Source organism: Erythrobacter sp. HA7-11 (genome assembly GCF_055693605.1).
Map to the genome: position 1 here is coordinate 2,194,898 of NZ_JBVFUF010000002.1, position 22,960 is coordinate 2,217,857.

General features: G+C 61.3%; 22 protein-coding genes and 1 pseudogene. 9 read left to right on the top strand and 14 right to left on the bottom strand.

Going from position 1 to position 22,960, the window contains the following annotated elements:
- Window positions 1–8 precede the first annotated feature (8 nt).
- The 9 genes and pseudogenes from ACZ1GU_RS11305 to ACZ1GU_RS11345 form a co-directional block, all read right to left on the bottom strand.
- The gene (locus tag ACZ1GU_RS11305) at window positions 9–1,139 is read right to left on the bottom strand and encodes a TrbI/VirB10 family protein (RefSeq protein WP_472648086.1); all 1,131 of its coding nucleotides are present in this window, start codon (window positions 1,137–1,139) and stop codon (window positions 9–11) included.
- Window positions 1,139–1,957: a TrbG/VirB9 family P-type conjugative transfer protein gene (locus ACZ1GU_RS11310; protein ID WP_472648088.1), complete on the bottom strand. Its 819-nt coding sequence runs from the start codon at window positions 1,955–1,957 to the stop codon at window positions 1,139–1,141. The genes ACZ1GU_RS11305 and ACZ1GU_RS11310 overlap by 1 nt, the downstream gene beginning before the upstream one ends.
- Complete coding sequence (locus ACZ1GU_RS11315) at window positions 1,954–3,132, bottom strand: TrbL/VirB6 family protein (RefSeq protein WP_472648089.1); 1,179 nt, start codon at window positions 3,130–3,132, stop codon at window positions 1,954–1,956. Before ACZ1GU_RS11315 ends, ACZ1GU_RS11310 begins: the two co-directional genes overlap by 4 nt.
- Window positions 3,129–5,570, bottom strand: coding sequence for a VirB4 family type IV secretion/conjugal transfer ATPase (locus ACZ1GU_RS11320; protein ID WP_472648090.1), 2,442 nt, complete (start codon window positions 5,568–5,570; stop codon window positions 3,129–3,131). Before ACZ1GU_RS11320 ends, ACZ1GU_RS11315 begins: the two co-directional genes overlap by 4 nt.
- A gap of 34 nt (window positions 5,571–5,604) precedes the next feature.
- A complete protein-coding gene (locus ACZ1GU_RS11325; RefSeq protein WP_472648091.1) occupies window positions 5,605–5,889 on the bottom strand; it encodes a VirB3 family type IV secretion system protein in 285 nt (94 codons plus the stop codon).
- A 10-nt stretch (window positions 5,890–5,899) separates the two neighbouring features.
- Window positions 5,900–6,229, bottom strand: coding sequence for a TrbC/VirB2 family type IV secretion system protein (locus tag ACZ1GU_RS11330; protein WP_472648092.1), 330 nt, complete (start codon window positions 6,227–6,229; stop codon window positions 5,900–5,902).
- Window positions 6,230–6,263: 34 nt separating this feature from the next.
- Complete coding sequence (locus tag ACZ1GU_RS11335; RefSeq protein ID WP_472648771.1) at window positions 6,264–6,917, bottom strand: lytic transglycosylase domain-containing protein; 654 nt, start codon at window positions 6,915–6,917, stop codon at window positions 6,264–6,266.
- Window positions 6,918–7,199: 282 nt separating this feature from the next.
- Window positions 7,200–7,941: pseudogene (locus ACZ1GU_RS11340) on the bottom strand (SDR family NAD(P)-dependent oxidoreductase).
- A gap of 14 nt (window positions 7,942–7,955) precedes the next feature.
- The gene (locus ACZ1GU_RS11345; RefSeq protein ID WP_472648093.1) at window positions 7,956–9,098 is read right to left on the bottom strand and encodes an acyl-CoA dehydrogenase family protein; all 1,143 of its coding nucleotides are present in this window, start codon (window positions 9,096–9,098) and stop codon (window positions 7,956–7,958) included.
- A 166-nt stretch (window positions 9,099–9,264) separates the two neighbouring features.
- On the opposite strand from ACZ1GU_RS11345, the gene ACZ1GU_RS11350 reads away from it, so the two are divergent.
- Window positions 9,265–9,780 (top strand): flavin reductase family protein, encoded by a 516-nt coding sequence (locus ACZ1GU_RS11350; protein WP_472648094.1) that lies wholly within the window; start codon window positions 9,265–9,267, stop codon window positions 9,778–9,780.
- 15 nt (window positions 9,781–9,795) lie between these two features.
- Here the strand turns inward: ACZ1GU_RS11350 and ACZ1GU_RS11355 are convergent, their stop codons facing one another.
- Window positions 9,796–10,611, bottom strand: coding sequence for a ferredoxin--NADP reductase (locus tag ACZ1GU_RS11355; protein WP_472648095.1), 816 nt, complete (start codon window positions 10,609–10,611; stop codon window positions 9,796–9,798).
- Window positions 10,612–10,772: 161 nt separating this feature from the next.
- Between ACZ1GU_RS11355 and ACZ1GU_RS11360 the strand changes: the two genes are divergently transcribed.
- A complete protein-coding gene (locus ACZ1GU_RS11360) occupies window positions 10,773–11,477 on the top strand; it encodes a Fe2+-dependent dioxygenase (RefSeq protein ID WP_472648096.1) in 705 nt (234 codons plus the stop codon).
- On the opposite strand, the gene ACZ1GU_RS11365 is transcribed toward ACZ1GU_RS11360, so the two are convergent.
- Window positions 11,474–12,532 (bottom strand): Fe(3+) ABC transporter substrate-binding protein, encoded by a 1,059-nt coding sequence (locus tag ACZ1GU_RS11365; RefSeq protein ID WP_472648097.1) that lies wholly within the window; start codon window positions 12,530–12,532, stop codon window positions 11,474–11,476. The genes ACZ1GU_RS11360 and ACZ1GU_RS11365 overlap by 4 nt on opposite strands.
- A 98-nt stretch (window positions 12,533–12,630) precedes the next feature.
- Entirely contained in the window at window positions 12,631–13,674 is a 1,044-nt protein-coding gene (locus tag ACZ1GU_RS11370; RefSeq protein WP_472648098.1) for an ABC transporter ATP-binding protein, read from the bottom strand.
- A 23-nt stretch (window positions 13,675–13,697) separates the two neighbouring features.
- Between ACZ1GU_RS11370 and ACZ1GU_RS11375 the strand changes: the two genes are divergently transcribed.
- The 6 genes from ACZ1GU_RS11375 to ACZ1GU_RS11400 all read left to right on the top strand — a co-directional run bounded on the left by ACZ1GU_RS11375 (window position 13,698) and on the right by ACZ1GU_RS11400 (window position 19,253).
- A complete protein-coding gene (locus ACZ1GU_RS11375; RefSeq protein ID WP_472648099.1) occupies window positions 13,698–15,383 on the top strand; it encodes an ABC transporter permease in 1,686 nt (561 codons plus the stop codon).
- A 71-nt stretch (window positions 15,384–15,454) separates the two neighbouring features.
- Window positions 15,455–16,456, top strand: a complete 1,002-nt coding sequence (bchI, locus tag ACZ1GU_RS11380) for a magnesium chelatase ATPase subunit I (protein WP_472648100.1) — start codon at window positions 15,455–15,457, stop codon at window positions 16,454–16,456.
- Window positions 16,453–16,815, top strand: coding sequence for a hypothetical protein (locus tag ACZ1GU_RS11385; protein WP_472648101.1), 363 nt, complete (start codon window positions 16,453–16,455; stop codon window positions 16,813–16,815). The genes bchI and ACZ1GU_RS11385 overlap by 4 nt, the downstream gene beginning before the upstream one ends.
- A 25-nt stretch (window positions 16,816–16,840) precedes the next feature.
- Window positions 16,841–18,178 (top strand): VWA domain-containing protein, encoded by a 1,338-nt coding sequence (locus ACZ1GU_RS11390; protein WP_472648102.1) that lies wholly within the window; start codon window positions 16,841–16,843, stop codon window positions 18,176–18,178.
- Window positions 18,175–19,059: an alpha/beta fold hydrolase BchO gene (bchO, locus tag ACZ1GU_RS11395; protein WP_472648103.1), complete on the top strand. Its 885-nt coding sequence runs from the start codon at window positions 18,175–18,177 to the stop codon at window positions 19,057–19,059. Before ACZ1GU_RS11390 ends, bchO begins: the two co-directional genes overlap by 4 nt.
- Before the next feature lie 20 nt (window positions 19,060–19,079).
- The gene (locus ACZ1GU_RS11400; RefSeq protein ID WP_472648105.1) at window positions 19,080–19,253 is read left to right on the top strand and encodes a hypothetical protein; all 174 of its coding nucleotides are present in this window, start codon (window positions 19,080–19,082) and stop codon (window positions 19,251–19,253) included.
- On the opposite strand, the gene ACZ1GU_RS11405 is transcribed toward ACZ1GU_RS11400, so the two are convergent.
- Window positions 19,250–20,182, bottom strand: coding sequence for a hydroxyneurosporene dehydrogenase (locus ACZ1GU_RS11405; protein ID WP_472648106.1), 933 nt, complete (start codon window positions 20,180–20,182; stop codon window positions 19,250–19,252). The genes ACZ1GU_RS11400 and ACZ1GU_RS11405 overlap by 4 nt on opposite strands.
- Window positions 20,089–21,660 carry a 1-hydroxycarotenoid 3,4-desaturase CrtD gene (gene crtD, locus ACZ1GU_RS11410; protein WP_472648107.1) on the bottom strand — a complete coding sequence of 524 codons (1,572 nt, stop codon included), beginning with the start codon at window positions 21,658–21,660 and terminating at the stop codon, window positions 20,089–20,091. The genes ACZ1GU_RS11405 and crtD overlap by 94 nt, the downstream gene beginning before the upstream one ends.
- 82 nt (window positions 21,661–21,742) lie before the next feature.
- On the opposite strand from crtD, the gene ACZ1GU_RS11415 reads away from it, so the two are divergent.
- Window positions 21,743–22,864, top strand: a complete 1,122-nt coding sequence (locus tag ACZ1GU_RS11415) for a methyltransferase (RefSeq protein WP_472648108.1) — start codon at window positions 21,743–21,745, stop codon at window positions 22,862–22,864.
- Window positions 22,865–22,960 lie beyond the last annotated feature (96 nt).

Genomic DNA, 22,960 nt, shown 5'->3' on the forward strand with positions numbered 1-22,960 from the left:
AATCCCGCTCAGTTGACCTGGCTGAAATCAAGATCGCGCGCGACAAAGACGCGGATCGGCTCGCCCATCTTCACGCGAATGGTCGGCGAGCGTTGGCCATCGGCCTGGACTGCCGAATTCGCAGCCGACTGCGCACCGCCAGCAACGATCACGCCGCCAACACCGCCAGTGGCCACCGCGCCAAGGCCGCCCACTACCGACAGCAAGAGGCCCGAACCAAACCGGCTGAAGAAATGCGTATCGACATCACCGGCAAGGCCCGTGGTGCCATCAAATCCAACGCCGGGAGAAGCGATATTGACCGAAACTCCATCAGGCCGGATCAAGCGGGTCCAGATCACATAGGCGCGCTTTTGCCCTTGCTGCACACCGGACTGATATTGACCGATCAGGCGTGAAGAGCGCGGCACGAGAATTTTCGACCCGTCGAAGCTGCGCACATCCTGGCTGACAACCGCGCGAACGAAGCCCGGCACATCGGTGTTGATCGCGGTTTCTAGGATCGCCGGGACCAAAGTGCCCTGCGTCACGGTAGTGTCCGGATTGACCATTGCCTGTGCGCTCGCAGGAGCTCCGCCGACCCCGCCAATTCGGCTGGCAAATTCGCCGGCTGGACCGCCCACTCCGCCCGCTGGAGGCGCTGCGGTTGTCGAGGTCGCAGCCGGAACCGCCGCTCCGGGAGCGACAGTAGCGCCAGCCGAGCTGGCATCAAACACCATCGTCGGGCTTGAATATGGATTTACCGCCGGGCCCACGACACGGCTCGGATTGTTCGACAAAACCGGAGCTGGAACAACCGCTGGTGCCGCTGGAGGCGCCACTTCAGCCACATTGACCGGCTGCACAGTCGCAGGCGCTGCGGCAGGCGGCGGCACTTGCGCAGCTTGCGGAGGCAATTGCTCAGGCGCAACGCGCGCCGCGTTCATGCTCCACAGCGTCACCGCGCCGAGGCCAAACACAATCGCCACACCTGCGGCAAGGCCAAGCCCATCGCTCTTGGTCTTGCGGTCGGTTACCGCCGGAAAGCCATTGCGGCTCGCCAGATCAATGATCTCTGCCGATTCCTGCTCGCGCGGATCACCATCCGTACCCGCACTGGAAACACCCTTCTTGGGTGGAAGTCGCATCGCAAGCTTCATCACTTCGTCTCCGTCTGGGCAAATTGTTCAGGGCGCCCCTTACTGGCGGACTGCACGGGGCCAGTGTTGGTCAGCGTCGCGCTGTCATCGCCGGATCGCAGAATGATTTGCGCTGGCACCCCATCGACCACCACGGTGTCGCCGCGCACGGTGAAATTGACCGGACCCTCGTCGCCTTCATGATTGGTCACAAGAATCGCCGGAATCGAGGTGCCTTCCGGCCAGGTCAGGAATGTCACATCGCCATTGTCATAGGCGCGTTCCGGAAGCAGTTCCTTGTCACCTTTGCTTTCCCACGCAAAGTTGAGCCGCGAGGGATCAACCACCGCAAACGGATCGGTGGCCGCTGCAAGCTCGGTCGCATTGGCGCGTTCCTGCGCCTCACGCTCCATCCGCGCCTGACGCTCCGCCGCTTCGCGCGCTTCCTCTTCGGGATAGGCGAATTGCAGCACATAAAGCGGACGGTTGCGAGGGTTTGAAACCAGATCGAACAGATAGGTCCGCTTGTTGGTCACCACCGTCATATTGGTCGAGGCATTGGGTGACAGCGGCTTCACGAACAGCAAATTGGCCCGCTTGTTTGGCGTCACCTGCCATGATTGGCTGTCACCGATGGCGACGTTTTCGATCGATTCGTCCTTGCGGAATTTGATGGTCGCTTGGACCTTCGGCTTGCCTGCGATGCGGACGACCTCAGCCTCGTCATAAACCACCGTAACAAGGCGCGTGTCCTGCGCCGCGGTCGGGCTGGCTACGAGCGGACTGACAGCCAAGGCCAGTGCCACCAAGGGAAGCCGGAAAGTCGGCGCGCGGGTCATGATCGTGTCTCCGATTTGCGCGTTTGAGCCGGGCGGAACCGGTTGCCGATCCCGCGCGTGCGCGATTGTCCTGGATTAAGCGGCGCGTTTTGCGATCCGCCCGAACTGGTGGCGTACACCTTGGTCGTGCGGACACTGCCCTGCCCGCCGCCTGAAGAGCCGGTGTCGTTCGCCGCCTGTGCAGTGGCGATTGCCGGCATGTCGATCCTCCGCTGAGCAGCAGCCGTGGCAGCAGGGGCGACTTGCGCTGCGCGATTGTCGACCGGCACGCTTTGCGGCGCCGGTTTGGCTGTGACAGTGTCCACGCTTCTGGTGTCCTCTTTGGTCTGCGCAAAGCCGAACACCTGCCAGCCTGCGACCATATTGGTGGCGACCTTTAATGCCATAAACATGAGCGCAACGTGGACAGCGCCGACCAAGAAGAATGCCATCGCAGCCTGCTGATCGATCTCGCCAGGCACGGCGACCAGAGCAGCGAGGATCGGCACAGCAAGCTCAAGCATAATCGAACCGCCGAGTACCGCGAAGAGCGGAGCCAGCGCCAGCATCGTCAGGCCTTTGAGCCAGCCCACAAAAAGCCCACGCGTGCCGTTGAACAGCGCCAGAACTACGAAGATCGGACCAATCGCGAGCAAAAGCGCAAGGCCAATGCGCGCTGTGACCAGCAGACCCACTGTGCCAAGCAGCAACAGCATTGCGCCAAGCCACATCATGCCGGGAGGCGAAAATGCATCAATATCGGTCTGACCCGTGCTGGCTTCCTGCACCGCCAAGAACACCACATCCAGCTTTGCCGCAAAGGTCTGCGTCGCCGATCCATTGTTGTCGGTGAGCACACCCGCAAGCCAGTCTGGCCCGCCGGTGAAAATGTTCCAGAAGAAGCTTTGATAAGCGACAAAGCTGGTCGCAAAAGTCAGCACAAGTCCCAACGTCATCATGCGTGGCAGCAAAGAGCGAATGCTGACATTGGAGCGCCCCAGCATCAGGCTGATGCCGAAGAACACGACGTAGAGAACAAGCAGGATCGTCAGAACGGTGGCGAGTTCACCTTGTGTGCCGAAAAGACGGCCAAACGCCTGCTCAGTCACTTGCGAGGCGACGCAGTCCACCGCCGTCAAAGCGGCGGCGACGCCCGTGCCCATATTCTCGGCAACAGAATCGCAATTCACGCTCATTCGGCGGCCTGCCACATCGGATCAGAGCCATCGCGATCCTTTGGCGCGCCGTCTGGCCAAGGCTTGTTGGTGAGGGCCGGATACCAATCCTCCGGCTTGTCACCGACAGCTTCGCGCAGCAGATCAAGCCTGCGAACCGCGCTCTCGCGGCCTGAAAGAACGGTAAGCACTTCGGGAGCGCCCGACAGATCGAGCCGCACCACGACACTTGCATCGGGCTGACGCACCAGGAAGCAGCGCGAATGCGCAGGCAAAGTGCGGATCAGCGCAAGTTCGTGATCGGTCAGACCGAACCCATCGCAATAATCCTCTGGCCGCGCGCGGCTGTTCGGCATGAACACCATCGTCGCAGTCTGTTCGACCAATGCGGTTGAAATGCGACTTTCGAGCGCGTCAGCGGCGGATTGGGTCGCAAATCCGACCAGCGCATTGCGTTTCCGTAAGGTCTTGAGCCAATCGCGGATGCGCGCGGCAAAGACTTCATCGTCGAGCGCCTTCCACCCCTCATCGATCAGGATCATAGTCGGTTGACCATCGAGACGCTCATCAATGCGGTGGAACAGATACATCATGGTCGGCGTTCGCAGACGCGGGTTTTCGAGCAGCGCGGTCATGTCAAAGCCGAGCACGCGTTGTTCGAGGTCTAGCAAGTCGCGCTCATTGTCGAACAGCCAAGCGTGTTCGCCGCCTTGCTCGCCGCCCGTGCCGATCCAAGCTGACAGCCGGTCGGCAAGGTCGCCGGGCTGAGGCCGCCTTGCTCCGGCCAACAATTCCTTGAAGTGGCGCAGACGGCGAAGCCCCGCATCATTCGCGTAGGCCGCATCGACAGCCGCGCTGATCGTTGCGAATTCTTCCGGCCCGTCGGCGTCCAGCAACACGGAAAGCCAATCGCGCAAGAACGCCTTGTTCGTCGGCGTATCCGGCAGCGCCAGCGGGTTGAAGCCGGTCGGCTCGCCCGCGCTGATCCGGTCATAGCGCCCGCCAATTCCGCGCACGAACAGTTCTGCCCCGCGATCCTTGTCGAACAGGATGGTGCGCGGTTTAAACTTTTGCGCCTGGGCCGCGAGGAAATTCATCACCACGGTCTTGCCCGAGCCCGATGGCCCGATGACCGAGAAATTGCCGAGGTCGCCGTGATGGAAGTTGAAGAAGAACGGGGTCGCGCTGGTGGTCTCCAGCAAGGTCACAGCATCGCCCCAATGATTGCCACTGGCCTGGCCAAGCGCGAATCCGTGGAAGCTGCCAAAGCTCGCCATATTGGCTGAGGAAATCAGCGCGCGGCGAACGATGTAATCTTCATTGCCCGGGAACTGCGCCCAGAAAGCAGGCTCAAGATTGGTGTCTTCGCGCACCGCAATCGCGCCGGTGTCCGCCAGAGCAGCGCCGCAAGCTGCGGTCGCATCATCAAGCCGGTCGAGCGAGCGCTCGCGGACCAGAACAGTGAGGTGGTGATCGCCAAAGCCGACCGCGCCATTGCCCAGCGCATCGCGGGCCGCCATCATGTCTGCCCGCTCAGCCGCCGCCTCCTCATCGACCGAACGCGACCGGCGCAGCGCCAGGTCGATCCGCTCGCGCGCTGTGGTGCGCTCGTTGGGAGCATAGCTCTCGGTGACAATCATCTCATATGGCAAACGCAGCAAGCCATCGAGCAGGCCAGGAGATGTCGCTTCGGGGTAGTCTTTGAGGCCGAGGATCGCGGAGAAATCGGGCTCACCCGAACCGCGCTGCTCCATCGCATCAATGCCAAAGCTCGCGCGGCGATAAGGCAGCATGTGGCCGATGTCGGTGTCTTCGGCGGGCCGTCGAACGGGGCGCATCTCGCCATTGTAGAGCGCAGAAAGCAACTCAAGCATTTCCGAATTGGTGCCATCGCTGCCCGACGCTTCGTAATCGCCGAGGATGCTCGCGCCATAGGCGGAAAGCGAGGCAACCAAGCCCGTGACCGCCGCCTTCAGACTGCGCACATCTTTCGGATCGGCTTCAAGCTCTCGCCCTGCGCGGCTGAACACTTTGGAGAACCGCTCGGCCAGACCAGCCTTGCCGCGCGCGGGGCGCCGGATCAGCGTTACGAATTGGTCGTTGATGAAGATCGAGCCGCCCGCAAGCCGCTCTTTCCAGCGCGCATCGATGTGGCGCGACAGCGCATCGTCAAACTCCGCATCCAGCTCCACCTCGACCCGCCGCCGGATCACGTGATGATACAGCACAAAGCGCGCATCAAGCGTTGAACGCAGCATCACTTCACGCGTTGCCGCATGAGCGTTGAGCGCGTCGGAATCCTCGGTCTCGAACAGCAGGCCGGGCACCTGGATCGCGGTCATGACCGAGCCATCGCGCAGCAGCACGGTGCTTTCGTCGATCAGCCGCTCATAGGGCAGGCGATCGCCAGCCAGCGCTTCTTTCGCGCTCCAGCTCGCTGCTCCAATCCATTTGACCATACCTGGCCCTCCTTATCAGGCCTGCTCGAAATTCTTACGGGGCGTAGCTGTTGCAGCCCCAATGTTTGTAATTCTTGATCCGGGGGCACTTCGACACCTTGGTGATCCAGAGATCGAAGATCCGCGGCTCTCTCAGCGAGGAGAAATATCCGATCACATGCACCACCACGGGCACGATCATGATCCACCAGTTTTTCAGAATCAGGAACGCAATCGTCGTCACCATCAAATTGATGATGAAGAAGTTCATCGTCACGCCGGCGAACATTTGCGGGCGGGTCAATGCGCGGTGAACAGGATGGCGAACGAGATTGCTCATTGCATCTGCTCTATGCCGAAGCCGCCTGAATTCCGGCGACGATTGTCGATGCGCCGAACAGGATGAAGACACCGATGATGACAGTCGCGCCAAAGCGCCAGTTCATCCGCCCTGTTAGCATCATGAAGCCGACAGCCGCCACAGCCATAACAGCGATTGCGGTCGCGACATTACCCAGCAAAGTGCCCTGCAGCCAGCCCAATGCGGCAACGATTGGACCCGAACCTTGCGGGTCGGCAACCTGTTGCTGTGCCCAAGCTGCGCTCGGCGCCATCAGCAGCGCAAAAGCGGCTGCAATGCGAGCGGTAAGGCGAGATAACGAAAGGTTGGATTTGTTCATCAAGTCTCTGCTTTTGTCCGATGATGTTTGTGAATTACTGCCCGTAGGCGATTGTTTCTACGCGTGAATGACTGGCAAGCCGCCCCATGATGGCCGCGACGTAATTGCGGGTCTCACGAATGTTGGGAATTCCGTTTGCACGAATCACGCGGCCCGGCCCGGCATTGTAGGCAGCGAGCGCTTTTTCCAAGTCGCCATCAAAGCGGTCGAGTTGCTCGCGAAGATAGCGCGCTCCCCCTTCGAGATTTTGGAACGGATCGTCGGGATCGACACCCAGGTAGCGCGCCGTTCCCGGCATCAATTGCGCAAGGCCGCGCGCGCCAGCATGGGAAACAGCGTTGGGGCGCCAGCGACTTTCCTGCCAAACGAGGGCTTCAAGCAAGGCAGGGCTGAGATCATAACGCGCGGCAAGTTCGTGCACCTTCCCGGCATAGACGGCCGGAATGGCGGCAGCATGTTGCTGAGTGTTTGCAATGATCACCTCAGGCACGACCATGCCATCAAGGTTCGCGGCCTCGCCCGAAGCCGCGATGCTTGGCGCACCCGCGACCACCGCTGCGCGATCACCTGCGATCCAGCGCGCTCCGCCATCAGCGTCGATTTCCATCACATCTGCTCTCGCCGGAGCAGCCATCAGGATCAGGGCAGACATCAAGCCAACCGATCCCGTACGTACAGTGATCATCATCCCTCCAGTAACGTCGCCAAACCAGTCAACCTGCGGCAGGCTAGTGGCGAACGCCAAATGCTACGCCAATTAACCCCAATTATTACGTAGCAGTGACGGTATAGCACTATGGTTAACCGGAAGATAACACTTGCCGCAATCCCGTATAGCTCCGGTCGGAAGGAATCAGGCTCATATCGCCGAATTGTGCGGCCAAACGTTGCCTTGGCACGCCATTAGGCCTCTACACGGCATGACTTTTCCGAACAGATGCCGCCCTTAAAGGCGCTCTGGCGCGGCATATTAGGAGAGCGTCAGCCCGCCATCCACTTTCAGCGTTTGCCCAGTCATGTAAGCGGATAGCGGCGAGGCGAGGAATAGGGCCGCGCCGGCCATTTCCTCCGGCGTGCCGAAGCGGCGCATGGGAATCATCTTCAGCGCCCCCTCGCGGCGCTCGGGATGTTCGGTAGTCACCGTGGTCATTTTCGTGGGCACAAAGCCGGGCGCGATGCCGTTCACCCGGATCCCATCGCGCGCCCATGCCTGACCGAGTGATTTCACCAGATGCGCAGCGCCCGCTTTCGAGGCGCCATAGGCCGGGTTACCAGGCGCGGCGATAAAGGCCATGACAGATGAGACGACGATCATCATTCCGTCAGTTTCAGAAAGCCCCGCATGAAACGCGCGGGAGATATCCATCAGCGAGTTGAGATTGACGTCGATCACATCATCCCATCCCTCGCGGTACGAATTCCTGCGAGTTGTAACGCACGATACCCTGACACTGGACCAACACATTAAGCGCGCCGATCTCTTGCGCAAACGCGTCCGCCGCCTCGCGATCCGTTACGTCGATCTGGTGATAGGTCAGTCCGGTAAAGTCGCTGTCTTCGGCCTCAAGATAGTCGCCCTCGTCAGGCCGGGTTCCGGTGACAATCACCTCCGCCCCGCGCTCTTTAAATCCGTGCGCGATGCCGTTGCCGATACCGCTCGATCCGCCGATGACGACGACGCGCTTGCCGGAAAAATCGAGTGGGTCGGTCATCGCAATGGGCTCCTTCAAATCGCGCGGCTGATCACTTCTTTCATGATCTCGCTGGTGCCGCCATAGATGCGCTGCACACGTGCATCACGCCAAAGCCGGGCAATCGCATATTCGTTCATATAGCCCGCCCCGCCGTGCAATTGCAGACAGGCATCGACCATCTCCCATTGCATTTCGGTGTGCCATAGCTTGGCGGCGCTGGCCTCATCCGTGGTCAACTCACCGCGCAAATGGAGGGCAATCGCCCAATCGAGATGCGCCCAGCCAACCTGCAATTTCGCCTGTAAATCTGCGAGCGTAAACTTTGTGTTCTGAAACTCAAAAATGGTAGTGCCGAAGGCCTTGCGATCTTTGGTGAATTTCACCGCTTCATCGAAGGCGCGCTGCGCACCGCCCTGCGCGGAAACCGCGATGCTCAGGCGTTCCTGCGGTAGCTCTTCCATCAAGTGCACAAAGCCGCTGCCCTCACCGCCGAGGATATTGGTCTTGGGCACGCGGCAATCGGCGAAGAACAGCTCGGAGGTATCGGCCGAATGCTGGCCGATCTTGTCGAGATTGCGCCCCCGCTCAAAGCCAGGCGTGTCGGCATCGACCAGCACCAGCGAAGTGCCTTTCGCGCCCATGCTCGGATCGGTTTTGGCGACGACGATCACGACATCGGCATTTTGCCCGTTGGTAATGTAGGTCTTCGAGCCGTTGACGACGAGATGATTGCCATCTTCGACCGCCGTGGTGCGGATGCCCTGCAAGTCGCTGCCCGTGCCCGGCTCAGTCATCGCGATGGCGGTGATGATATCGCCGCTGATCATGCCGGGCAGATATTTCGCCTTCTGCTCGGGGCTGCCGAGCCGCTCGAAATAATTGACCGTGATGTCATTCTGGAGCGTGAAACCGGCTGACGTGCCGATATAGGCAAGTTCTTCTGCTAGCACGCAGTTGAACCCGAAATCGAGGCCCAGCCCGCCATTCTCTTCCTTCACGGTAGGACACAACATGCCCGCCTCGCCCAAGGCCTTCCACGCCTTGCGCGGCACGATGCCCTCGGCCTCATGCTCATCGAGGTAGGGCACCATATGCTCACCAAGAACCTTGCGTACCGTGTCGCGAAACGCCTCGTGATCTTCATTGTAGGCGGTGCGATGGGATGTATCGAGCATTCGGGGTCTCTCCGGGAAGAAGTGTGCAATCAGGTCTTCATTTGCAATTCATGGCCAGTGCGCGCGTTTTGTAAAGCCCGTGAATGCGGTCAACGCGTAAGAAATTCGCTTGGGACGCCTGCAATGCTTGCAAATTGGCCGGGTGAGACGCACATGCGCATCACACATGCGTTCACCCAATCACACCGAATACCGCTCCGGCTCTGACCCGCGCATTTTGCGCGATGCGATGGGCATGTTCGCGACCGGAGTAACGGTGGTAACGTCGCTGGGTGAAAATGGTGAGCCGGTGGGGCTTACTGCCAACAGCTTTACCTCGGTCAGTCTGGACCCGCCTTTGCTGCTGGTCTGCCCGGCGCGCAGCGCGTCAACGACGGCAGCGCTAGAGACATGCGAGCACTTCGCCGTCAACGTCCTGCGCAGCGATCAGGAAGGCATCTCGACCCTGTTCGCGACCAAAGGTACAGACCGCTTTTCGGAAATCGCGTTCGACACATGCGAGAATGGCATTCCGATCCTGCACGATGCGCTCGCCAATTTCGAATGCCGGACGCACGGCGTGCACGATGGCGGTGATCATCTGATCCTGATTGGTGAGATCACCCGCGCGCGCTTCACGCAGGATCACAAGCCGCTGCTCTATTACCAAGGGCAGTATCGCGACATCTCGCCGCAGAGCTGACCCAAGCGTCGTAACTTATCCGACGAATGCGCGTTCAATCACAAACTGGTTGGGCTGTGAATTGCTGCCTTCGGTAAAGCCGCGTTCCTCGAGGTCGGCGGCGTGATCCTTGATCATCGCCATGCTGCCGCACAGCATCACGCGATCTTCATCGGGCACGAAATGCTGCGGGCCTTTGCTCTTCTCGAACAATTTGCCGCTTTCGATCAACGTCCCGATCCGGCCCGTGGTGTGAAAGTCTTCGCGGGTGACAGTCGGCACGTAGTGGAAGCGCGCGCGGTCTTCATCCTCGATCAGCGGATCGCCTTCAAGCTGGCTTTCGAGCAATTCGCGATAGGCAAGCTCTTCGACCTGACGCACCGAATGCACGATGAAAATCTCGTCATAGAGATTGTAAATTTCAGGGTCGCGAACGAGGCTCATAAACGGAGCAAGACCAGTGCCGGTCGACAGCATAAACAGGCGCTTGCCTGGCAACAGCGCGTCAGTGACGAGCGTGCCGGTCGGCTTCTTGCCGAGATAGATCGGATCGCCCACCTTGATGTGTTGTAGCCGCGAGGTGAGCGGGCCGTCCTGCACCTTGATCGAGAGGAATTCGAGCTCTTCGGCATAGCTGGGGCTCGCCATCGAATAGGCGCGCAGCAGCGGCTTTCCATTATCGCCCGGCAGGCCGATCATGATGAACTCGCCCGAACGGAAACGGAAAGAAGACGGGCGCGTGATGCGCAGCGTGAAGAGGCTGTCAGTCCAGTGATGGACATAGGTGACCGTCTCGACTGAGAGAGCGCCGCTCTCGGTAAACTGGTCGCGATCAAGTACTAGCTCGGTCAAATCGTGCCTCGGTCAATTCATCTGGAATGGCCCAATCGCCGGATTGGCTGAGCCTTTGTCTATCGCGGCGCATGTGGCGGTTTGGCGCATTTTCTTCAAGACAGTTTCGCGTTTGCGTTTGAAAGCGCGCCTTGGGCAAAGACAGCAGGGCTTGCGTCGTGATGCGCGCTGCGCCAGTCACTGCGCCCATGATTTTGACCATTGCAGCCATCACCGACCAAACCGTTCTTGCGGGCCTTGCCGGCCAGATCCAAGCCTTATCCTGGAAGGATGGGCGCCAGACGGCAGGCGCGACTGCCAAAGCTGTGAAAGACAATCAGCAGGCGGTGATGAACGACGCCGCGGGACAAGCCTTGCGTGACACGATTATGCCTTCGATCGCTCAAAATCCGGTCATCAACAGCGCCGCGCGGCCTCGCCGTTTCTCGCACATAATGGTGAGCAAGACCGCAGATGGCGGGCATTATGGCACACATGTCGACAATGCACTGATGGGCGCTGGCGATGGGCGGATGCGCAGCGACCTCTCCTTTACGCTCTTTCTCTCGCCGCGCGACGGCTATGAAGGCGGCGAGCTCGTGATCCACGGCGCGGGCGGCACGCAGGAAATCGCGGGCGGACAGGGGCAGTTGGTGCTCTACCCGTCGACCAGCATCCACGAGGTTCGTCCTGTCACTTCAGGGGAGCGTCATGTCGCGGTCGGCTGGATCGAGAGCCTGATCCCGGACGGTGGAAAGCGCGAAGTGCTGTTCGATCTCGATAACACCCGCAGCACCTTGCGCGCTTCAGGCAATGTCGATCCGGCGGCGATGCTCACGTTGGACAAGAGCATCGCCAATCTGCTGCGGATGTGGGCCCAGATCTAGTTCCAGCCGGCGCGGTCGAAGATCCGCACCGCTTCTGCCTGGTTCTTGCCAATTTCCGCTGCGTTGAGCGTGTCGGGGATGAATTCTCCGAGGCTCTCCACCGCTGAGGATGCCTTCACACCGCTGACAGCCGGGTATTCATTGTTGCCATTGGCGAAATATTGCTGAGCCAGTTCCTCGGTCAGATATTCGAGGAAGCGGATCGCGTTTTCACGATTGGGAGCTGTTTTGAGCAAGCCCGCACCGCTAATATTGATATGTGTGCCATTGCCGTCCTGATCGGGAAAGATGATGCCGATTGCATCGAGCAATTCTGGGTTCTCGGCATCCTCCTTCGCATAGCGCGCAAGATAATAGGAATTGACGATTGAGATGCGGCACTCGCCAGCGGCGACCGCCTCAATCTGCGCGGTGTCATTGCCCTGTGGTGTCCGAGCGAAGTTGCGCACGATGCCGCGCGCCCAGCTTTCCGCAGCATCCGCGCCCTGATTGGCGATGATGCTGGAAAGCAGCGAAATGTTGTAGATGTTAGACGAGGACCGGACACAGATTGCGCCGCGCAGGCTTGGATCGGTCAGGTCGGCATAGGTGGTGAGACCTTCCGGCTCGCCCGCTGCCTTATTGTAAATGATGACGCGCGCACGGGTCGACAGTCCGAACCACAAGCCGTCAGGATGGCGCAGATAGTCAGGCAGACGCGCTGTTAGCAATTCGGATTCGACCGGAGCGAGAATGCCCGCCTCCTCTGCTCGCCATAACCGCCCCGCATCAACCGTGATCAGCAAGTCAGCGGGCGAGAACTCGCCTTCACTCTGAATGCGTTCGATCAACGCGTCAGCGTCGGCCTCGATCCGATTGACCCGAATGCCGGTTTCGCGAGTGAAATCTTCGTAGAGCGCCAGGTCGGTGTCGTAGTGCCGCGAGGAATAGAGGTTCACCTCGCCGATGATTTCTACGCCGTCTGTGCCTTCGCCGCTTTCGCCCGCAGGAGAACATGAGGCTAGCACGCCAGCCATTACCGCAGCGATGGCGCTGCGTGCAAAATTCAATGTCATTACGATTCCTTGAAATGTCTTATTGCGAATGATTAGCATTATTATTGGATGGCGCAAGCACTGCGTCTTTCACGCTGAAAAGGCGCGCTATTTTCAGTTCAATCGGCTGCAGACGCGGCAGGGAAAGCAAGGATACTGGCAGGGCGCGGCATTATTGCGATTCGTGTGCCAATGTCCAAAGCCTTTGCCGAGGCGCTTTCGACCACCAGCTCTTCGCCCGCGTCATTGGCGAGCACGATCTGCGCCTTCGCGCCGGTCCGACGAACATCGCGCACTGTCAGACCATTCTCTGCCGGAGAGATTTCAAACGCGTCTGCGCGCAGCAGCAATTCGAGATGCAGACTATGGGGCGGATCACCAGCGATAGCTTCGAGCGGGAATACTCCGAATGCGGTCTGCAATCCCCCCTCAACCCGCTCAGCCGCGATAACCTTAACCCCGCCGAAAATCGCACCCACAGATGCGCTGCTTGGCATATCGTAGAGCTCTTGCGGTGTGCCGTATTGCGCAATCCGGTCGCGATCCATCACCGCAATCCGATCGGCGATATCGAGCGCTTCTTCCGGATCGTGGGTGACGAGGATCACCGTTGCCCCGCGCGCCTTCAACACCGCACGGCACTCTCGGCGCAGGCTCCGGCGAAGCACGATGTCGACGCTAGCGAAGGGCTCATCCATCAACAGGACTTGCGGCTCAGGTGCCATCGCCCGCGCCAAGGCTGCGCGCTGCTGCTGACCGCCTGAAAGCTCGTGCGGATAGCGTCCACCCAGTCCGGATAAGCCGACGCGCTCCAGCCATTCCTCAACCAGCGCATCACGCCCGCCACCCTTAGCCAGGCCAAAGGCGACGTTCTGCGCAATCGTCATATGCGGAAACAGCGCTCCGTCCTGAAACACTAGCCCCACCGGGCGTTTCTCCGGCGGCGGTGATTGCGCTTGATCAGCGAGCAGTTCGCCGCCCAGATAAACGCTGCCCTGCTGCACTGGCAGCAATCCAGCGGTGAGGTTCAACAGGGTTGACTTGCCACACCCTGACGAACCAAGCAGACAGGTGATCTCTCCTTGGGGCGCGATGAAGCTAATGTCATTCAACGCCCTGTTGGTACCGTAAGCATGGGCGATATGGCGAAATTCGAGGCTCAAATCTCAGTTCCGGGCCAATTGTGTTGAGCCGCCTTAGGCTCAATGCTTTGCCGCGCGCAACCGGCAAAACTCGCGTAAGCGCGCCGGGGCTTGCGGCGCGCGGTCTGGATCGCTGGACGATTGCCGCCTGGCTAATCGCGGCATTGGCCGCCGTGCCGATTATCGCGATTGTGGTCTCCGCACCTAGCGGAGGATTGGCATCGCTCGCAGAGATGGCGCGCAGCATCCTGCCGCAATATGTGCTTAATACAAGCGTACTTATGCTGATGGCCGGAGCGCTCGCGAGCGTGATCGGCATTGGAACAGCATGGATGGTGAGTGCGGCTCGCTTTCCCGGCAGGCGCGTGCTGGCATGGGCGCTGGTGCTGCCGCTCGCCGTGCCCGCCTATATCGCAGCCTATATCTATGCCGACCTGTTGAGCGTCACCGGACCAGTGCAGGAAGGGCTGCGTAGCGTAACTGGCTGGGCCATCGGTAGCTATTATTTCCCGCAAGTCCGTTCACTACCCGGTGCAGCGCTAATCCTCGCCCTTGTGCTCTATCCCTACATCTATTTGCTCGCCCGCGGGGCGTTTGCCGCGCAGAGTCTCGGCCAGTTTCGCGCCGCGCGCAGTCTGGGAGCAACGCCTTCCCGCGCCTTCACCCGTGTCGCTCTGCCCGCTGCGCGCCCAGCAATTGCAGGAGGATTGGCGCTGGTTCTGATGGAGACGCTCGCCGATTTCGGCGTCGCTGAATACTTCGCCATTCCCACTTTCAGCACAGGCATTTTCCGCAGTTGGCTGGCGATGGGTGACAAGCAATTGGCACTGAAGCTTGCAGCGTTCATGCTGATTTTCGTGATTGCGCTGGTCGCGCTCGAGGCGACGAGCCGCAAAGGGCGGACTGAGAGCAAAGACGCGGTCACCGGCGATGCCGCACTGATCGAATTGTCGCCCGCGCAGCAATGGGGCGCGACGATCCTGTGCGCGCTGCCGGTATTGCTCGGCTTTGGCATTCCGGCGCTGCACTTGGGATTGCTCGCAATTGAGACCGGCGATGGACAAAGCGCCGCAAACCTCTGGAGCTATACGACCAACAGCTTGTGGCTAGGTCTGGCGGCAGCCGCCGTGTGCATCGTCGCTGCGCTAGTGCTTGCCTTTGCGCAGCGCCGCTCATCGAGCACAGCGACCCGCGCAGCCATCCGCGTCGCAACCTTGGGTTATGCTTTGCCCGGCGCGCTTCTGGCGGTCGGACTGCTCGCGCCACTCGGCGCGTTCGACCAAGCAATCACGCGCTTCTCCCGCGACACCCTTGGCGGCACGCATGGCCTCCTGCTCACCGGCACGGCCGCGATCCTGATCTACGCGCTGTCGGTGCGCTTCCTCACGGTCGCGTTCAATTCGGTGAGCGGAGGCTTCGCCAAAGTGCCGCCTTCCCTGGATGCCGCCGCGCGCTCGCTCGGCGCCGGACCGGGCGCTGTCATGCGGCGCATCCATATCCCGCTGCTCACGCCCAGCATTGCCGCCGCCGCAGCGCTTGTCTTCATCGACACTTTGCGCGAACTGCCCGCGACTCTCATCTTGCGCCCGTTCAACCTCGAGACTTTGGCAACGCGCGTTTATCGGCTCGCAAGCGATGAGAAGCTGGCCGAAGCCTCGACCGCGGGCCTCATGATCCTCGCCGCCGGGCTGATCCCGGTATTGATGCTGAACCGCGCGGCCAAGCGCTAATCGCCTAACTGTCAGGCAAAATTGTCACTTTTACTTGTCCAAGCCGTCCGGCTCGTCCACAACGCGCGGTAATGGCACGCTTTCCCTTTTCAGCCATCGTCGGCCAAGACGAAATGAAGCAGGCGCTGTTGATCGCTGCCATTGAGCCAGCGATTGGCGGGGTGATGGTGTTCGGCGACCGGGGGACCGGCAAATCGACCGCTGCGCGCGCGCTGGCGAGCCTGTTGCCGCCCATATCTGCGGTCGAGGACTGCCGCTATGGCTGCACCGGCGATCAGCGCGGCACGTGCCCTGACCCGTGCACATCGGGACGCGTGCGCAAACGCGCCGTGCCGTTCGTCGACCTGCCTTTGGGCGCAACCGAGGACCGCGTGATCGGCGCGCTTGACCTGGAAAAAGCATTGCGTGCAGGCGAAAAGAGCTTCGAACCCGGCTTGCTGGCCAAGGCACATCGCGGGTTCCTCTACATCGACGAGATCAACCTGCTCGAAGATCATCTGGTCGACCTGCTGCTTGACGTCGCTGCATCGGGCGAAAACGTGGTCGAGCGTGAGGGACTGTCTGTCCGCCACCGCGCCAAATTCGTGCTGATCGGCAGCGGCAATCCCGAAGAGGGCGAATTGCGTCCGCAATTGCTTGACCGGTTCGGCCTATCGGTCGAAGTCTCAACGCCAACCGCGATTGATGAGCGCGTCGAGATCATGCGCCGCTGCGCTGACCAAGAACGTGATGCTGAGGCCTTCGCCGAAAGCTGGGCCGACGAAGAAGCGAAGATCCTGCGCAAAGTCGCGCGCGGCAAGACCAAGCTTGCGAAGATGGAAACGCCCGACAGCGTTATGCAGGACGCTGCGGAATTGTGCCTCGCAGTGGGCGCGGATGGCCTGCGCGGAGAGCTTACCTTGATGCGCGCCGCGCGGGCGCAAGCGGCGCTGGCGGGCGCCAAGAAGGTCGGGCGCAACCACCTGATCGAAGTCGCGCCCTCGTCCCTGCGGCACCGGCTGCGGCGCGACGTGCTCGATGAAACCGGATCGACCGTGCGGATCGCCCGCGCGATTGACGAACTCTTCGGATGACCAGCGCGGGTCTGGATCATGACCCGCTGGCTGATGCGCTGCTCGCCGCCCGGCTGTTCCTGATTGCACCTGAGACGCTTGGCGGCTTGCGATTGCGTGGCGGTGGACCGGCGCGCGATGCGGTGATCGCCGCGCTCGAAGTGGATGGCGCGCGGCTCAGACGATTGCCCAGCCACATCGATGATGAGAGGTTGCTTGGCGGTGTTGATATCGCCGCGAGCCTTGCCGCTGGACGCGCGATCAGCCAGCGCGGCATTCTTGCCGAAGCAGCAGAGGCAGGCGCGATTCTGCAGATCCCGATGGCCGAGCGCATGAGCGACGCGTTGGCCGGCAGAGCTGGTCCAGGCAAGCGAAGGTGAAACCGGCAAGCGATGTGGGTGGATCTTGCTGGATGACGGGATTGAGGCGGAAGAGGAACCGCCAAAGGCGCTGTTAGAGCGCAGCGCGTTGCACTGCGATCTTTCGAGCGCCCTGAGCGCCGATGAGGCGATCCTGCCAAAACCGCGCAAGGCGGTCACGATTAATAAGGTTCATGCGCTCGACGAGGACGCCCTCGCTGCGCTTGCCCATACCGCAGCAGCGCTCGGAATTCACGGCCTGCGTCCGCTGCTCTTCGCTCAAAACGCATCGCGCGCGCATGCCGCGCTCAAAGGTCGGACGCGCGTCACCGACGAGGACCTGACCATTGCGGCACGTCTGGTTCTGGCACCGCGCGCAACGCAATTGCCACAAATGGAAGAGGACGCCGCGCACCCACCTCCGCCGCCGGACAACACCAGTTCCGACGACCAAAATGATGACAGCACCAATCCCAGTGACCGTCCGCTGGAGGATGTGCTGGTTGACGCAGCGCAGGCCGCGATCCCGGCTGATCTGCTCGCGCAGCTTTCAAGCGGGAAGGCCAAGCGCCAAGCACAAGGCAGTGGCACAGGGCAAAAGCGCAAGTCGGCGCTTCGGGGCAAACCGCTCGGCACTCGGCCTGGCCTTCCGCGCGGAGGCGCACGCCTCGCGCTGATCGACAGCCTACGCGCCGCCGTCCCATGGCAGGCTTTGCGCCGCAAGGAACTCGCCGAGGCCGCGCCCGGCTCATCCATCATCATGCGCAAGGAAGACTTGCGCGTGAAGCGCTTTGAGGAGCGCACCGGACGCGTCACGATCTTTTGCGTCGATGCTTCGGGGTCAGCCGCCGCCGCGCGCCTTGCTGAAGCAAAAGGCGCGGTCGAGCTTATGCTGGCGCAGGTCTATGTCACCCGCAGCGAGGTCGCGCTGATCGCGTTTCGCGGCGAAGGCGCAGAATTGCTGTTGCCGCCCACGCGCTCGCTCACCCGCGCACGTCGTTCTCTCGCTGAACTTCCGGGTGGAGGCGGCACCCCTCTCGCAAGCGGGCTCAACATGGCGCTCGAACTGGCTGACATGATCGCCGCACGCGGGCGCACGCCCAGCCTTGTGGTGCTGACCGACGGGCGCGGCAATATCGCCGCCGACGGCACGCCGGGACGCAAGCAGGCGGGCGAAGACGCGGAAGCAGCCGCGAAGCGGGTTGCCCGCGCTGGCTATGAAGCATTGGTGGTCGATATCGCCGCACGTCCTGGCCCGCATGCACCCGATCTCGCCGCCATGATGGGCGCGCGCTTCCTAGCGCTGCCGATGGCCGATGCAAAAATGCTGCACGCCGCAGTCGCCGCCGCGACCTCCGCCAAACCCGCCCAAGCCGCAGCATGAGCCGTCCGCTCGATTGGCAGCGCGAGGGCCTGATCTGGCCGCACCGCGATGCGAGCGAATTTGTCCACGTGGGAGCGGCGCGTTGGCATGTGCAGCGCATGGGGAGCGGGCCTGCTCTGCTCTTGCTCCACGGCACAGGCGCCTCGTGCCATTCCTGGCGCGACGTCATGCCGCCGCTAGCTGACCGATTCACCGTGATCGCGCCCGACCTGCCGCGCCACGCTTTCACCAGCGGTCATCCGCCCGAAGCGATGTCGCTGCCCGCGATGGCGCGCGCACTGGTGCAATTGCTCGATACGCTGGAAGCGGAGCCGGCAATGATTGTCGGGCACTCTGCGGGCGTCGCGCTCGCGCTGCAAACTGCGCTTGAACGAAGGCTCAGCGTGCCGATTGTCGGGTTCAATGCGGCCCTGCGCCCCTTTCCCGGCCTCGCCGCGCAGCTCTTCCCCGCCTTTGCCAAGATGCTGTTCGTCAATCCACTTGTCCCGCGGTTCTTTTCAAAGAGCGTTGCACGGCCTGAAGACGCAGAGAGGTTCCTGAAACGCGCGACAAACTCGGCAATCGATGCCGCCGGAATGCGGTGTTACGCGGCGCTGCTCGCAAACAGCCGCCATACGAAGGGCGCACTGGCGATGATGGCGAATTGGGATTTGCCCGCGCTGCAATCGCGGCTCCGCTCGGTCAGCAATCCGGTGCAATTGGTGCATTCCGCGCGCGACAACGCCGTGCCGCTTACCGCGGCGCGAGAAGCCGCTGAGGCACTTCCCAATGCCAGCCTTCAGGAATGGCCATCGCTTGGTCACCTCGCGCATGAAGAGGACCCGGCGGCGGCTGCTCGCGTGATTGCCGCCTTTGCCGATGCGCATGTTATAGGTGCCTAGGCAATCCAGACGAGGCGGCGATGGACGGACACAATTTTGGCTGGATCGAGATCGTGTTTTTCTACGGGATCGCGCTCGGCTTTGCCGGTTGGCAATATTGGTCGGTCAGCAAATCGCTCGAAGAAGATCGCGCGAAACGCCGCGCCAAAGAGGCGGAAAAAGCAGAAAAAAATTCTGCCGATGAAGGCGACTAGAACGCGCGGCGCGGCATCCGGAACGGCAACATAAACTGCACCACCGGCGAGGCAAAGCGCCGCAGATCGAGACTTTCCTGCACCGCTATCACCGGCTCGCCGTATATTCGCGAAGAGACTGTCGAGCGCGCGTAGAATGGGGTGTCCTCCCATGTCTTCGCCACCTTCGCTTCGCCGCTATCCGCGCGCGTTCGGCGCGCAACGCACCATTTGCTGCGCGGCAGTTTAGCCATCATCGGCAAGTCGTGGTGCTCGGGAACGCCCGCATGATCAAAGCGGATGGCGCTAGCAAAGCGCGACCCATCGCCGCGCTCGCCTTCATAAGACACCACCGCCCCATCGGAGAGATGCGCGCGCGACCAATGCCATGAGCGAAAGCCGTTTTCGAGCGGTTCGCCGCCGCGATTGTGATCGATATATCCGCTGCCGCTCCACGAAACATCAGGCTCATTCATTTCGACCACAACACGGGCGCGCGGCGCCAGGCAATGCCAGATGTGCTTCTCCTCCGGATCGAGCGCAAAGCCGACAGGATTGAGCATTTCCGGAACGATCCGGACCCGGCCTCGCACAGGCCTGCGCCAGGGGATGCCGAGCCTTTTGTCGCGCTCGACAATGTCGATCTCCAAAGCCTCACTAGTCCAGCGAACCGCGCTCGGACCGATCGACAGCGTTTTAGCATCGCGGGTCACATTCTCCGCCGGGCGCTCGGTCATCGCCCAGCGCGCATCGGGACCATAAAGCGCGACATTAAGCGATGCGTGATCCTCGGGATCGCCCCGCCCGCTCGCCTTGTAATAGGGTGAGAAAACGCTCCCCAAAAACGCGATGATCGTCAGGCCGTGCCTTCCGTCGTCGCTGATCGCGTCGATGTACCACCACGTATACCCACCCGGTGGAATCGCCGCATCGAAGCGAGGTCCGAGCACAGTGTGTTCGCAGCCAGTTGCCCGCTTAATGCGGCCATCGGCACGCCCGCGCCCGGATGGGTCGCTCCGCCCGTGCAGTAAAGCCCCGGTATCCGCGTTTTGGGCCCCTGCCGCTGAAACGAGGCCGCCCATCCGTGCGATGCCCGACCGTAGAGCGCCCCGCCCGTCGACGGGAACAGCTTCGCCCAGTCCTGCGGGGTTGCCAGCTGATGCGGCATCTCGTGTTCCAGTTGAAGTCCGCAGCGCGTCAGGCTGTTCCTCATCTGATCGGTGCATTGCGCGATCTCCTCTTGGGTATAGCTGTAGGTGTCACCATTGGCGGGCGCGTTTACGATAATCTGAATGCGCTCTCGTCCCTCTGGCGGTGGGCCGGATTGGGCAGCGGCGCTGCGGTCCTGCGCGCAGACATAGGTGGTGGGATCTGTGGGCACTTCGCCGCGCGCGATCTGGCCGAATTCGCGCTCGTAATCGGGCGAGAAAAAGACGTTGTGATGCTGCAACGGAAAGCCAGAAGCCCTAGCATGCGCAAACCAGACAAAAGCCGATAGCGAGCGCTTGTTTGCAGGCATCTTCGGCACAGCATGCGCTGCCTGCGCGCCAAACTTTCCATAGGCGAGCGCCGCCGGATCAGCGTTGCAGATCACCCGGTCCGCTTCGATCTTTTCACCACAGACGAGCCGCACACCGCTCACCGCGTGCCTCTCGGTCAGGATCTCCGCCACGGGCGTCTCAAAGCGATAGGTCGCGCCCTTGCTCTCACCCAGCTTTCGCAGGGCGTTGGCGAGCGCGTTCATCCCGCCGTCGATCAGCCACACGCCGGTCGCCTCGACATGCGCGATCAGCATTAGGGTCGCAGGCGCCTCGAACGGCGAAGAACCGCAATAGGTCGCGTAGCGGCCAAACAATTGCCTGAGACGTGGATCGTCGAAATGTTTGCCGAGCGCGTGCCACATCGTCTCGAACGGCTTCATCGCGGCCATTTCCGGTAGGCGGGTAAGCCCGATCCTCGCCATCATCGGCAGCGGTGTGCTCGCCTTGGGTCCGCGCATAAAGGGTTCGTTGAGCACATCATAGATGCGCGCAGCCTCGGTGCGAAAAGCGCGATAGCCATAAGCTGCCTCCAGCCCGGCGAAATCACCGATTGCCTCTTCGCTGCGAAGCGGATCGGCAAACAGATCGAGATGCGTCTCGTCATCCCAGGCATGGCGCGCGAGGACTTCTGCCCGGCGCGCGTCGACGTGATCGTCAAGCTTCGCGCCGCATTCGTGGAAGATGCCATCGAAGACATCGCGCATCGTGAAAACGGTCGGCCCTGCGTCGATCGGCTGTCCATCAACCTCGACCCGCCGCGCCTTGCCGCCGGTCCATGACTCTTTCTCAAAAACCGTAACCTCGTGCCCGCGCGAAGCCAGCAAGGCGGCGCTGGCCAGCCCGCCGATCCCGCTTCCGATAATGGCGACTCGCGCACTCAAAGGCATATCTCCCACCCAAGATGATTGACCTTTACAAACAAGATGTCCAATCTTTTGGACAGATGCATCGCGATAGACACCCGAACTGATGGTCAAACCCACCTTGAAAGAGCGATGGGTGACGCGCCGCAATGCGGTGATTGGCAGCCCCAAATTTCAGGCATGGGCCGCGCGGGTTCCGATAATGCGAGGGGTGGCCCGCAGACGGGCTACAGGCATGCTCGATCTGATGGTCGGCTTTGCTTATTCAAAAGTGCTCTACGCCATGGTCGAGAGCGATCTGATCGACTTTATCAGTGCTGGTGCGCGCGAGCCTCCCGAAATCGCTGAGGCAGCGCAACTTGATCCCGTCGCGACGGAAAGGCTGCTACGCGCGGCGGCAGCGCTAGACCTGGTTGAAGAGGTTGCACCTGCGCGCTGGATGTTGGGCGAACAAGGCGCAGCGCTGCATTCCAATCGCGGGGCGAAGGCGATGATCCGACATCACCGACTGCTCTATCGCGACCTTGATGATCCGATGGGACTGTTGAGACGCAATCGCGCCGAGCCAACCGAGCTTTCGAAGTATTGGTCTTATGCGGGTGCGCTGCGCGGCCATGCCGAGCGGGGATCAGAAACAGCGGAATATTCCGAGCTGATGGCGACATCGCAGCACTTTGTCGCTGAACAGGTACTCGCCTCGTTCAATTTCAAAGGGGTGGACGCGCTGCTCGATGTTGGTGGCGGAAGCGGAGCGTTTGTCCGGGCAATTGGAGCGCAGCATACGATCTCAAGACTTGCCGTGTTCGATCTGCCTGAAGTCGCGCAGCGAGCCGAGGAAGCTCTGAAAGCAGCCCTCGGCGAAACCCGCGCAAAAACACATGGCGGCAATTTCTTCAGCGACTCGATCCCCTCTGGATACGATCTCATCACGCTCAGCCGCATCCTGCATGATCATGATGACGGACCAGCGCTCGACCTGCTCAAGAATATCCACAAGTCGCTCGCGCCAGGAAAACGCCTCCTGATCGCAGAACCCATGGCCGGCATTTCCGGCGCTGAACGCATGGGGGATACATTTTTCGGCCTGTATTTGTGGGCGATGGGCTCCGGCAGGCCGCGCACCGTGGATGAGATCAAGGCGATGCTAGGCGCAGCCGGATTCTCCCAGTCGCGCACGGTTGCCACACCGCAGCCGGTGGTCGCCAGCCTAATTGTCGCGACTGCCTGACAACTAACTGTCCGATTTATTTGACACCTCTATTTGTTAGGCGTAGCTGACATGTGGGGAATGACCCCCTGACCAGGGACCGCATCAAAGCGGCGG

Bases quoted from the DNA above. Each gene is read 5' to 3' on its own strand.
- ACZ1GU_RS11305 (WP_472648086.1), bottom strand. From the start codon at position 1,139: ATGAAGCTTGCGATGCGACTTCCACCCAAGAAGGGTGTTTCCAGTGCG.
- ACZ1GU_RS11310 (WP_472648088.1), bottom strand. From the start codon at position 1,957: ATGACCCGCGCGCCGACTTTCCGGCTTCCCTTGGTGGCACTGGCCTTG.
- ACZ1GU_RS11315 (WP_472648089.1), bottom strand. From the start codon at position 3,132: ATGAGCGTGAATTGCGATTCTGTTGCCGAGAATATGGGCACGGGCGTC.
- ACZ1GU_RS11320 (WP_472648090.1), bottom strand. From the start codon at position 5,570: ATGGTCAAATGGATTGGAGCAGCGAGCTGGAGCGCGAAAGAAGCGCTG.
- ACZ1GU_RS11325 (WP_472648091.1), bottom strand. From the start codon at position 5,889: ATGAGCAATCTCGTTCGCCATCCTGTTCACCGCGCATTGACCCGCCCG.
- ACZ1GU_RS11330 (WP_472648092.1), bottom strand. From the start codon at position 6,229: ATGAACAAATCCAACCTTTCGTTATCTCGCCTTACCGCTCGCATTGCA.
- ACZ1GU_RS11335 (WP_472648771.1), bottom strand. From the start codon at position 6,917: ATGATGATCACTGTACGTACGGGATCGGTTGGCTTGATGTCTGCCCTG.
- ACZ1GU_RS11345 (WP_472648093.1), bottom strand. From the start codon at position 9,098: ATGCTCGATACATCCCATCGCACCGCCTACAATGAAGATCACGAGGCG.
- ACZ1GU_RS11350 (WP_472648094.1), top strand. From the start codon at position 9,265: ATGCGTTCACCCAATCACACCGAATACCGCTCCGGCTCTGACCCGCGC.
- ACZ1GU_RS11360 (WP_472648096.1), top strand. From the start codon at position 10,773: ATGCGCGCTGCGCCAGTCACTGCGCCCATGATTTTGACCATTGCAGCC.
- ACZ1GU_RS11365 (WP_472648097.1), bottom strand. From the start codon at position 12,532: ATGACATTGAATTTTGCACGCAGCGCCATCGCTGCGGTAATGGCTGGC.
- bchI (WP_472648100.1), top strand. From the start codon at position 15,455: ATGGCACGCTTTCCCTTTTCAGCCATCGTCGGCCAAGACGAAATGAAG.
- ACZ1GU_RS11385 (WP_472648101.1), top strand. From the start codon at position 16,453: ATGACCAGCGCGGGTCTGGATCATGACCCGCTGGCTGATGCGCTGCTC.
- bchO (WP_472648103.1), top strand. From the start codon at position 18,175: ATGAGCCGTCCGCTCGATTGGCAGCGCGAGGGCCTGATCTGGCCGCAC.
- ACZ1GU_RS11400 (WP_472648105.1), top strand. From the start codon at position 19,080: ATGGACGGACACAATTTTGGCTGGATCGAGATCGTGTTTTTCTACGGG.
- crtD (WP_472648107.1), bottom strand. From the start codon at position 21,660: ATGCCTTTGAGTGCGCGAGTCGCCATTATCGGAAGCGGGATCGGCGGG.
- ACZ1GU_RS11415 (WP_472648108.1), top strand. From the start codon at position 21,743: ATGGTCAAACCCACCTTGAAAGAGCGATGGGTGACGCGCCGCAATGCG.